Consider the following 11,544-nt stretch of genomic DNA (forward strand, 5'->3'; position numbering starts at 1 on the left):
TCGGCCTGCCGTCGAGGACCCGGCGGGCCGGGGGACGCCGCCGCCTCAATCCCCGCGGGCGGCGGTGGAGTCCGGGAGGGCGTGCGGATGCCCTCCCGGGTCGGGCGACGCCTTTCGGCCATCTCGCGATGCCCATGCCAAAGGCGTTCGTCGGCGGTCCGGGCCGGGGAGGGGGAGGCCCGGCCCGTCCGCCCCCCCGGGAGCACCCGGACGATCGAACTCCCCTCCGAAGCACGGAACTTGCCCACCCGGGGTGATCGGGCGCCGCCCGGGCCCCGGGCCCTTGAATGCATCCCCAGGCGCACCCGGGCCGGGCCGCCCCGCCGCCGCTGCCGTCGAACGGGCGGTCCGAACGGAAGCGGAACCCGAAACACCGACCACGGCGACCGCCCGCGGTGGCACGATGTCCACTGACGGCGCGTCGAGCTGCGGGGGCACGCCGGGACGCGCACGGGCCGCCACGGCACACCACCCGGCCGCCCGGCGGGCGGCGAACGAACGCACCGCACGGATGCAGGTCCTCGTCCGGTGGAGGCGCGATGCGGTGGCTGACGGGCTGGTGCACGGGCGCGTCGAGCGCGGGCACCCCGGCGTACGAGGCGCTGGCCAGGGTCGAGCCGATCGCCGCGCGCCCGCTCTGGGCCGGACCGGACCCGCTCTGGGCCGTGGGCGACTGGCGCCCCGGGGAGATCCGCCTGGTCACCCTCCGCCCCGGCGCCCCCGCCGTGGTCAGCACCGGCCCCACCGCCCCCGACCAGGTCGAGGACACCCCCGCCACCTCCCGGCTCGCCGTCCTCGGCCACTGCGGCGCCACCGACGCCGAACTCGCCGCCGGCCTCGCCGCCGCCCGCGGCGGCGCCGTCCGCCACCTGACCGCCTGGCCCGGCAGCTACACCGTCGTGCTGCGCTCCGGCACCCGGTCCACCCTGCTGCTCACCGATCTCGCCGGCGCCCAGCCCGTCTTCCACACCCCGTGGGCCGGCGGCACCGCCTACGCCACCGCCGCCCTGCCGCTCGCCGACCTGGTCGGCGCCCCGCTGGACACCGGCCACCTCGCCGCCCGGCTCGCCTGCCCCGAGTCCCCCGAGGCGCTCGGCACCGGCACCCCGTACGAAGGCGTCCAGGGGGTGCCGCCCGGGCACGTGCTCGGCATCCGCGGCGGCCGCCCGTACCTGTCCGGCTACGACGACCCGGCCGGCGCCGAGCAGCCGCGCGACGAGGCGCCCGCCGTCCGCGAACTCACCCGCGCCCTGCTGGAGTCCGTCCGCTCCCGGGTCCGCACCACCTCGCCGGCCCCCGTCCCCGACCCGGCCGACCCGGCCGACCCGGTCGGGCGGGCCCGGCTGGGCGTCGACCTGTCGTACGGGACGGCCTCCGCGACCGTCGCCCTGCTCGCCGCCGCCGTCCCGCTGCCGTCGGCGACCGCGTCCACCGCGGTGGTCCGGGCGGCCGCCGCCGGGGCCAGGAGCGGTGCGGTCAAGGGCTCCTGGGCCCGCGCCGCCGCCCAGGAACCCGCCGCCCCCGAGCAGTTGGCCGCCGTCACGCTCGGCGAGACCGGGCCCCCGGCCGGCCTCGCGCTCGCCCCCGACACCCCGCGGCTGCGGCACACCGTGCTCGACCCCGGCCCGGACACCCTCCCGTACGCCGGGCCGGGCGCCGACCCGCGGTCCGGCCGGCTCACCGACGAGCCCGGGCCCGAACTCGTCGCCGCCGCCCGGGCCGAGGCCCGCTTCGACGCCGGCGGCACCGACCACCTCACCGGCTACGGCGCCCGGCAGGTGCTGGACGGGCACCCGGCCCGGCTCGCCGACCTCCTCCGGGCCGGCCGGCCGCGCGAACTGCTGTCCCCGGTGGTCGCGTTGGCCGGCGCCGACCGGGCGGCCGCGGGCGTCCTCACCGGCACGCTGCGCACCCCGCTCACCGTGGTCCGGGCCGCCCACCGGCTCTCCCGGGTCCGCTACGCCGAGGCGCTGGACGAGGCGGCCGCCAGGCTGACCGCCCGCCACGTCCCGGACGGTGCCGGCACGGCCGGGGCCCGCTCGGCCGCCGACCTCGCCTGGTGCGTGCCCGGTCCGGCCGCCCGCTGGCTGTCCGACGAGGCGCTCTCCGCGGTCGCGCTGCGGCTCCGCCTGGCGGCGCGTAGACCGGCGCCCGGGGAACACCCCGGCGCACACCGGGCCCGGCACGCCCTCTACCGGCAGGCGCGCGGGTTCCGCACGCTCGTGCACGCCGCCGAACAGCCCGGCCAACGGCTGCACGCGCCCTTCCTCGACAACCAGGTGGTGCGCGCCGCCCGGCTGCTGCCCGACGACGTCCGCCTCCAGCCCGGCGCCCGGCACGCCCTCCTGCACGCCGTCCTCACCGGCGCCGGCCGCACCGACCTGCCCCCCGACTGGGGCCGCGTCCCCCGCCCCGACCGCGCCGCCCCCGCCCGCACCGGCCTGCGCCTCGCCGCCGACGGCCTCGCCGAACTCTTCGATGCCCCGCTGCTCGCCGAAGCCGGCCTCATCGACCTCCCCGCCGTCCGGGCCGGCCTCGCCCAGTCCGCCGACCCCGCCACCCCCCTCTCCCCCTCCGCCCTCGCCGGCCTCGCCGACCTCGTCTCCACCGAACTCTGGCTCCGCCGCATCCGCGCCCGCCGCCACGGCGCCTGCTGGACCGGCCTCCCCACCCCCCGGCAACCCGCCCTCACCTCCTGAACCCCCGCCGGCGCCCGGGCCCGCCCCTCCCCGCCCTGCGGCGCGGTTGCCGGGTCCGGATCGGCGGGGCGGTGATGATGGCGGGGGTGTGGATCCGGGGTGAGGAGGACGTGCGGTGGCCGGTGGGAGCGCGGGGCGGGAGGTGCCGGTCGTGCTGTCGGTGCTCGGGCGTCCGCCGGCGGGGCGGCCGCCCGGGGTGCTGGCGGCGTGCGACGGGTCGGACGGGTCGCTGTGGGCGCTGGACCGGGCGATGACGGAGGCCGAGCTGTTCGGGCTGCCGCTGTACGTGCTCGCCGTGGTCAACCCGGCGCCGGCCGGTTACCCCCCGGGGATGGCGGAGCTGGTGCAGGAGAGCGTGGAGACGCTGGTCGAGAGCATGGCGGACGGGCTGCGCCGCTCGGTGGCCGCCGTGCAGCGCCGGCGTCCCGTGCCGTACGCGGGAGAGCTGTCGCTGCACGTGGTGCTGGGCAATGTGATCGAGGTGCTGCTGGAGGCGGCGACCCGGCAGCACACGCTGGTGATCGGCACCCGGGGCAACGGCGGCTTCGCCCGGTTGCTGATGGGTTCGGTGAGTTCGGCGGTCGTGCACCACGCGGCCTGCCCGGTGCTGGTGGTTCCGGCGCCGCCCGCGGCCTGACCTGGAGCGGAGCGGGAAAGACGCCCGCAGGGTGCCGGGAATGTACCGAGATGGTTCATCGTTCACCCATCTTGTCCCCATCCCACAAGACGCCCCCTGGAGCCCCCCGCATGAAGGTCGAGATCTGGAGCGACATCGCCTGCCCCTGGTGCTACATCGGCAAGCGCCGTTTCGAGCAGGCCCTGGCGGACTTCCCGGGCAAGGAGCAGGTCGAGGTCGTCTACCGTCCGTACCAGCTGGTCCCGGACGCCCCCGCCACGGCGAGCCCGCACCGCGCCTGGCTGGCCGAGCGCTACGGCCCGCAGTCGGTGGCGATGGACGCGCGGGTGGCCGAGCTGGGCCTTGCCGAGGGCATCGCGTACGACTTCGACGCCGCGCTGCACGCCAACACCTTCCTGGGCCACCGCCTGCTGCACCTCGCGGAGTCCGAGTACGGCCCGGCCGTCCAGGGGCGGCTGAAGGAGGCGCTGCTGAAGGCGCACTTCACCGACGGCGTCGACGTCGGCGACCGTGCCGCGCTGACCGACGTCGCCGTGGCGTCCGGCCTGGACCGGGACCGGGTGACCGCCTACCTGGCGGGCGACGAGGGCACCGCCGAGGTCAACGCCCAGCTGGCCGAGGGCCGGGAGCTGGGCATCAGCGCCGTGCCGACCTTCGTCTTCGAGGGCAAGTGGGCCGTCCAGGGCGGCCAGGACGCCGCGACCTTCGGCAAGGTGCTGGAGCAGGTCGCCGCCGAGATCGGCGAGCGCCGCCCCGCCCCGGTGCAGGTCGCCCCGGCCGGGGAGGCCTGCGCGGACGGCTCCTGCGCCATCTGACGGCCGACCGGGCCCAGGCCGCCCACCCCGGCGGCCCACCCGGGCACGGCACCGCGGACCCGAGGCCCGCTCCAGCACCCCTGGAGCGGGCCTCCGTCATGCCCGCCAGGAGCGCGCCCGGGTCACGAGCAGCGGAAGCGGGCCTCGGCCCAGTCCGCGACGTTCAGCGCCGACCAGATCCCGCTCACCGGCGTGACCGACAGCTTGATCGCCTTCTGCCCGGCCAGCGGCACGTGTACCGGCACCGCGTCGTCGCCGACGGCCAGCGCGCGGGAGCGCCACAGGACGGTGCCGTCGGTGCCCTGGACGGTGAAGACGACCCCGCCCGGCGAGATCGTGGCGTCGTCCACCCCGGCCAGCGCGTCGAAGGACGTGCACGTGCGGTTGAGGTCGATCACGGTGGCCGCCGGGGCGTGCACGGTGATCACGTGCGGGTGGTAGTCGCCGCCGATCCAGCCGCCGTCCCGCTGCCAGAACTTGTCGCTGTCCTTCTGCCGGATGCTCGGCTCGGGCGGCGGCACCCGGTTGTTGCCGGGCTTGAGCACGGGCAGCGAGTTGCCCCAGAAGTCGCTGAGCACGGGCGGCGTCGGCGTGGGGACGGTCGGGGTCGGCACCGGCGGCAGGGTGGGCGTCGGGACGACCGGCACGTCGGGGGTGGGCAGCGGCGGCAGGCTCGGTACGGGCACCACCGGGGGAGTGAAGGCCGGCGTCGGCGTCTTCGGGCTGCCGGACGTGGGCGTGCCGGACTCCGGTGCCCGGGTGGTGGCGGGCGGCGGGGCGGGCGTGGACGCGGCGGCCGGCTTGGTGTCGGCGCTCGACGCGGGCGCCTCCGGGGCCGGTGCGGCGGCGCCGGGCGCCGGGGCCGCGGCGGGTGCCGCGGGTGCGGCGGACGCGGGCGCGGGCGGCGCCGGGGAGGCGGCGGCCGGGGCGCTGGGGGCCGGGGGAGCGGCCGCCGGGGGCTGCGGCTCGGGTGAGCCGGTGAGCGCGTACGCGGCGACGGCGGCCGCGGCGACCGCGATGGCGGCGGCGATCCCGGCCTTGGCGGCGGTGCCCAGGCCCTCGCCGGCCGCGGCGGCGCCGGCCCCGCCCCCGCCGGAGGCCGCACCGGCCGCACCGGCCGAGCCCGCACCGGCCGCGGCCCCTGCGGACCCGGAGGTCGCGGCGGCCGTCCCGGCCGCTGCCGCACCGCCGACGGCGGCGGCACCGCCCACGGCGGCCGCGGCGGCGCCGAACCCGCCGACGCCGATCCAGACCAGCACCCCGCCGGGCAGCAGGGCGCGCAGCCCGGTGTTGATCTCGGTCAGTTCCAGGCAGGCGGCCGTGCAGCGGTCGCACTCAGTGAGGTGCCGACCGACCTCCGCCGAGGCCCGCTTGCGCAGCGAGCCGCGCGCGTACGCGCCGAGCCGGTTGGCGTACGCCTCGCAGGCGCTGTCCTGGCTGCCCGAGACGTGCGCCTGGAGGAACGCGGCGGCGAGCCGGTCGCGGGCCCGGTGGGCCTGGACGGCGGTGGCGTTGGCGGTCTTGCCGAGCATCACCGCGACGGTCTTCGGGGACTCCCGCTCGACCTCGGTGTGCCAGAGCACCATCCGGTCGTCCTCGGGCAGTTCGGCGTAGGCCTGCATGACCATCCGCTGGTCGGCCATCGCCATCGCCCAGGCGTCGGCGCCCGGGTCGGCGAGGTCGAAGTCGACCACGGCGGCCGAGGTCTGCGCGAACACGGCGAAGTCGTCCACGAGTTGCTCGCGCCGCTCGCTGCGGTGCCAGGCGGCGGCGACGTTGCGCACGGCGGTCAGCAGGTACGCGCGGACGGCGAACTCGGGGCCCTTGCCCGCCCGCAGCGCCTGCAGGGTGCGGGCGAAGACCTCGCCCGCGAGGTCCTCGGCGGTGAAGCTGTCCCGGCAGCAGGTACGGGCGTAGCGGCGCACCGAGTCGGCGTGCCGGCGGTAGATCTCCTCGTACGCGGTGTCGTCGCCGGCCCGCACCCGGGCGGTCAACTCGGAGTCGGAGGCCGGGCGCTCGCCGTCCACCGGGTCGGCGGGGGCGGGCACGGTCGGCCGGGCGGTGCGGCCGTCGCCGGTGAACGGTTCGCCGACGAACGCCTCGGGGGCGACGCTGCCCCGGCCCGCCGGGGCCTGCCCGGGCACCCGGCCCGGGGGCAGTGCGGCAGCGGAGGCGGAGAGCGTCTCGCGGCTGGGCATCCCGGCCTGGTCGGGGACGTGTCCGGCGGCCGAACCCGCTGCGGCGCCCGGCACTTGGGCCGTACCGCCGGCGCTGCCGAGACTGCAGGGGCCCGCGGCGGACCCCTCGGCGGTCTCACCGGAGCGGCCCCCGAAGTCGAGGCCGTACCCGTAGTCGTTCTGTTCCTCGGCGCTCACAACGGACCCCAGATTCCACGACAGCCCCCGTAGTGTGGCAGGGCGCGCGGGAGTGCGTAGGCGCACGGTTCCCCGGCGTACGGCGCCGACGGCGCGCGAACGGCGCGCATCGGGACATTGGCTCCAACCACGGGCAAAGGATGGCATAGCGCAGGGATCGGCGGTAGCCGGACCGGTCGCCTTCCACTCCTCCGAGGGGCCGTCGCGGGGGCGTTCGCCCAGCGTGCGGTGGTGGGGTGTGCGACTCCCGCACCCCGGCGCGCGCACTCGGGTCGCGCGCCGGTCCTCCTCCCAACTCCCGTGCCCGTCCGGCGTGGCGGCCCGGCCGGCCGACGGGCGTCAGCGCTCCCGCAGGCCGTCCAACAGGATCTGCAGCAGCCGGTCCGAGGGCCCGGCGACCGGCTGGCCCTCCGTCTGCGGAGAAATCGGCGAGAAACCGACGGCCGTCGGCGCGGAGACCGACGGACGGGCCGCGTGCACCGGCACCGAGGCCGTCAGCACCAGCACCACGTCCGACACCGTGACGCCCGGCCGCAGTTCGCCCGCCGCACCGGCCCGCGCCACCAGCGCGGCCAGCAGCTGGAGCAGCAGCCGGGGATCGGCGTCGGCCGCCGACGGCTCGACCGCCCCGCCGGAACGGGCCTCCTCGCCGCGCAGGTCGAAGCGGACCGCGGCCGGCGGCTCCGCCGCCCGTTGCTCGGGCACCCGGCCCAGCTCCTCCGCGTACCGGAACGCCTCCGGCGGCAGCAGCCGCCCGGCGCCGCTGCTCACCGCGCGGGCCAGGTAGCCGGCCAGCGCCTCCCAGGCGCCGTCACCGCCGTACAGCGACTCCCGCGCCTGCGCGGTCAGCCACGCCACCTCCTCGGCGGCGATCCGCTGGACCAGCACCTCCTTGCTCGGGAAGCGCCGGTAGACGGTGCCGACCCCGACCCCGGCCCGGCGCGCCACCTCCTCCATCGGCGCGCCGTAGCCGAACTCGCCGAACACCTCGCGCGCCGCCCGCAGCACGCTCTCCAGGTTCCGCCGGGCGTCCACCCGCAACCGGGCCCCCGGCACCGGCACGGCGGCCGGCGCGGGCTCGACCCGGTACGGGACGGCCGCCCGGGCCAGACCGGCCGGTGCCGTCCCGCCCTGCGGCAGGTCCACCGGGCCGCGTTGCTCGGGGACCATGCCCGGTCCGACCTGCGACGCACCCGCCCGCCCCAATACCTGCTCCTGATCCATCATCCCAACTCTCCCCCGCAGGCGTCCGAAACCGGACCCTGTCGTCGCCCGCCCCTGCACCCCCCGGTGCAGCTCGGCCCGTCAGAAGTGACCCGATGACCCATGCTCGTGCCGCCCGTCCCGATCCGGTGACCACGGTTCGTGCCGCCGTGCCGGGTCCACGTCCGGCTCGGCGCGTCGGCACCGACCGGGGCCCTGTCCGGGAACTACCCTTCCCCGGATGACCGTCCCCCAGTCGGGTTCTCACGCCAACGCTGGAACTGGCCGTAGTGGCCGCTCCACGGTGCGTCGCCGCCGATTGTCATGGCGACGGCCGCCCCGGTACACAATCCGACCATAGTTCACCACTCTCCGAGGCCGAAAGTGCGTCAGAAAGTCGCCCAGTAGGCACAACTGGCCACGACGGTCACTCGCGTCGCAACCAGCCCCGTACGGACTGTGGACAAGACGACCCCCGCCGGTCCTTCATAGGGGGCGTGATGGGGGACACCCCCGGCCGCGGGGTGGCCGGGACGAAACGTCGCATCGGCAGGAGGCGCACCATCAGGATCCTGATCGCCGGCGGCGGCTGCGCCGGAACGGCCGCCGCACTCCACCTCCAGCGCGCCCTGCGGGAACGGCTGCGGCGCGGCGAGGCGGAGATCACCGTCGTCGAGCCCCAGGCGTACTTCACCTACCACCCGCTGCTGGCCGAGGTGGCGGCCGGCTCGATCGACCCGAGACACGTGGTCGTCCCGCTGCGCCGGGTCCTGCCGGACTGCCGGGTGCTCACCGCCCGGATCACCCGGATCGAACACGCCGCCCGGCGCGCCCTGGCCGACGCCGCGAGCCCCGGCGAACCCCCCGCCCCGGTCGAACTCCCTTACGACGTCCTCGTGGTGGCCCCCGGATCGGTCTCCCGCACGGCGCCCGTGCCCGGCCTCGCCGAGCACGGCCTCGGCTTCTCCACCGTCGGCGAGGCGGTGGGCCTGCGCAACCACGTCCTGGAGCAGCTCGACCTCGCCTCCGCCACCCGCGACCCGGCGCTGCGCCAGGCCGCGCTCACCTTCGTCTTCGTCGGCGCCGGCTACGCGGGCGTCGGCGCGCTCGCCGAACTGGAGGACATGGCCCGCACCGCCGTGCGCGGCTACCACAACGTCCGCGCCGAGGACCTGCGCTGGGTGCTGGTCGAGGCGACCGGCCGGATCCTCGCCGAGGAGTCGCCCGAACTCGCCCGGCACACCCTGGGGGAGCTGCGCGAACGCGGCGTCGACATCCGGCTGAGCACCACCCTGGAGTCCGCCGCCGACCGGGTCGTGGCACTCTCCGACGGCAGCCGCTTCGGCGCCCGCACGCTGGTCTGGACGGCGGGCGTCCGACCGTCCCCGCTCCTGCGCGCGACCGACCTGCCGCTGGACACCCTCGGCCGGGTGCGGTGCCTGGCGACCCTGCAGGCCGTCGGACCGGACGGGCGCGCCCTGCCCGGCGTCTGGGCGGCCGGCGACTGCGCCGCCGTACCGGACCCGAACGCGGACGGCGCCCCCTGCGCCCCCAACGCCCAGCACGCCTTCGCCCAGGCCGAGCTGCTCGCCCGCAACGTCGTGGTGGCCCTGGACGGCGGCCCGCACGCCCCGGGCCTGGCCGACTACCGGCCGGGCCCCGCCGCCTGCTCGACCTCGCTCGGCCCGCACCGGGCCGTCGCCCACACCCGGCGCGGCGGCAGGCTCACCGGCCGCCGGGCCTGGTGGTTGCACCGGGCCCGGCACCTGCGGCGGCTGCCGAGCACCGAGCGCCGGGTGCGGGTGCTGATGGACTGGGTGCTGGGCGGGGTGTTCTCCCGCGAGCCGGTCTCGCTGGGTGCGATGGAGCACCCGCGTTCGGCCTTCGAGGAGGGGTTCGGCCCCGAGCCCGGACGGCCGTCCGACGCCGGCCCCGATGCTCCCCGGTGACCGCGGCCGCCGACCCGGGCCGGCGCCCGACCGGACGGCGAACCGGGGAGTGGGTCGGACGGCGGATCGGGCGGCCACGCCGGGCGCGCGACTTCCGGAACCGGGCCTCCGCCTGACAGGATCAGCCCGACCTGGTCATTACCCCGTGTGCTGCTGCGCACACAAAAAGTGATGATATGCCTGGAAAACGAGGAAGCGGCCGTCGTTTGAACCTCATGCGCTGGAGCGCCCGGCTCGCCGGAGTCCCCTGGCGTGCCCTCCCGCCCCCCGGGACCGGCACCGAGGACGGTGCGCCCTGCCCCGAGGGCGTCGTCGTGCCGGGCCCCCGCGACCCGGCCGGCCCCGCCGCCACCGCGGAGCTCCCCGACCCGCACAAGCCGCAGAACCTGCGCGAGGTCCTCAACCGTATCCCCGCCCCGGTCGCCGTCACCTACGGCCCGCTCCACCAGCTCGGCTACGCCAACCGCGCCTACCGCGAACTCTTCGGCGAACGCCCCACCGGACTGCCGGCCGCCGAGGCGCTCCCCGAACTCGCCACCATGGGCGTCCTGCCCCTGATGGACCAGGTCATCCGCGGCGGCCGCCCGCGCAGCGTCAAGGCCCGCTGCATCCTCGGCCTCACCGGCAACCGCTACTACAACGTCTCCTGCGTCCCGCTCGGCACGGGGGAGGGCGGCGACGCCCCCGCCGAGGGACCGCCCGCCGGAGTGCTGATCTTCGCCGCCGAGGTCACCGACCAGGTCCTCGCCGCGGCCCGCCTGCGCGAAGCGGAACGCCGCCAGCGCGAGGCCGCCGTCACCCTCCAGCGCAGCCTGCTCCCGCAGAAGCTCGACCAGCCGGCCGGCCTGCGGGTCGCCGCCACCTACCAGCCGGGCGGCGCCGAGGCCGCGGTCGGCGGCGACTGGTACGACGTCATCGCCATCGACGGCGGGCGCACGGCACTCGTCATCGGCGACGTCATGGGCCGCGGCCTGCGCGCCGCCGCCGTCATGGGCCAGCTGCGGACGGCGGTCCGCGCCTACGCCCGCCTCGACCTCCCGCCGCACGAGGTGATGCGCCTGCTCGACGGCCTCGCCATGGAGATCGACGCCAACCAGATCGCCACCTGCACCTACGCCGTCTGGGACCCGCGGCGCCGCACCCTCTCCTACGCCTCCGCCGGACACCTCCCCGTCCTGCTGCGCTGCCCGGACGGCACCATCCTGCGCAGCGAGGAGCAGAACGGCCCGCCGCTCGGCACCGGCGGCGGCCTGCACGTCTCCCACACCCTGCGCCTGCTCCCCGGTACGACCGGTGTCCTCTATACCGACGGACTGGTCGAGCGCCGGGACGAGGACATCGACCAGGGCCTCGACCTCCTGGCCCGCACCCTGACCGGCGCGATCGGCGCCCCCGAGGTGATCTGCGCCCGGCTGCTGCGGGCGATGGGCGTGACCTCCGAGCACGACGACGACGTCGCCGTTCTGGCCTTCCAGCTGCCGGCGGAGGAGGGCACCGAGAATTCGGTTGCGCCACTTGACCCGGCGACTCCAGAGGTCTAGTGTTCTTCGAGCTGCCTGGCAGGGAGCACCGGACACGCATCTGCGCGGACGGTCCCGCGGTGGCCAATCCTCTGAAACACCACTTCCGGTTCGTGCCGGTCGTTTGCGCTTTTCGGCGCTGTGACCTGGTGCTTATTCGGCGTGCTCGTTTTATCGGGTTGCGGTCGGATTCGCTTTTCGGAGCGGGGATCGGCTAGAGTTTGAAACGTCGGACAGGGCGTCAAACCCCGGAAGACACCGGCGAGTTGGATGAACGAAGCCCCGGAAACGGAGCGGAAAACATCTGATAAGCTGGAAACACGAAAGAACGAAGCCCGGAGGGTCC

General features: G+C 76.7%; 6 protein-coding genes and 1 pseudogene. 5 read left to right on the forward strand and 2 right to left on the reverse strand.

All coding sequences use genetic code 11. The features are described 5' to 3' along the window. Positions 1-539 precede the first annotated feature (539 nt). The 3 genes from ACFY4B_RS34145 to ACFY4B_RS34155 all read left to right on the forward strand — a co-directional run bounded on the left by ACFY4B_RS34145 (position 540) and on the right by ACFY4B_RS34155 (position 4,151). Positions 540-2,699, forward strand: a complete 2,160-nt coding sequence (locus ACFY4B_RS34145) for an asparagine synthase-related protein (RefSeq protein ID WP_387974404.1) — start codon at positions 540-542, stop codon at positions 2,697-2,699. 115 nt (positions 2,700-2,814) lie between these two features. Continuing rightward, a complete protein-coding gene (locus ACFY4B_RS34150; protein ID WP_074002090.1) occupies positions 2,815-3,336 on the forward strand; it encodes a universal stress protein in 522 nt (173 codons plus the stop codon). A 110-nt stretch (positions 3,337-3,446) separates the two neighbouring features. Continuing rightward, positions 3,447-4,151, forward strand: a complete 705-nt coding sequence (locus tag ACFY4B_RS34155; RefSeq protein WP_049660456.1) for a DsbA family oxidoreductase — start codon at positions 3,447-3,449, stop codon at positions 4,149-4,151. A gap of 122 nt (positions 4,152-4,273) precedes the next feature. Here ACFY4B_RS34155 and ACFY4B_RS34160 read toward each other — a convergent pair whose 3' ends face one another. Then, on the reverse strand, positions 4,274-6,526 hold the full coding sequence (locus ACFY4B_RS34160) for a sigma-70 family RNA polymerase sigma factor (protein WP_387974406.1): 2,253 nt from the start codon (positions 6,524-6,526) through the stop codon (positions 4,274-4,276). Between the two features lie 339 nt (positions 6,527-6,865). Further along, a complete protein-coding gene (locus ACFY4B_RS34165) occupies positions 6,866-7,753 on the reverse strand; it encodes a TetR/AcrR family transcriptional regulator (RefSeq protein WP_241852827.1) in 888 nt (295 codons plus the stop codon). Between the two features lie 476 nt (positions 7,754-8,229). On the opposite strand from ACFY4B_RS34165, the gene ACFY4B_RS34170 reads away from it, so the two are divergent. After that, on the forward strand, positions 8,230-9,678 hold the full coding sequence (locus ACFY4B_RS34170; RefSeq protein WP_387974409.1) for an NAD(P)/FAD-dependent oxidoreductase: 1,449 nt from the start codon (positions 8,230-8,232) through the stop codon (positions 9,676-9,678). Between the two features lie 206 nt (positions 9,679-9,884). Continuing rightward, a pseudogene (locus ACFY4B_RS34175) lies at positions 9,885-11,171 on the forward strand (PP2C family protein-serine/threonine phosphatase); the annotation flags it as partial. Positions 11,172-11,544: the final 373 nt, after the last annotated feature.

Source organism: Kitasatospora sp. NPDC001261, assembly GCF_042896795.1.
Taxonomy (GTDB): domain Bacteria; phylum Actinomycetota; class Actinomycetes; order Streptomycetales; family Streptomycetaceae; genus Kitasatospora.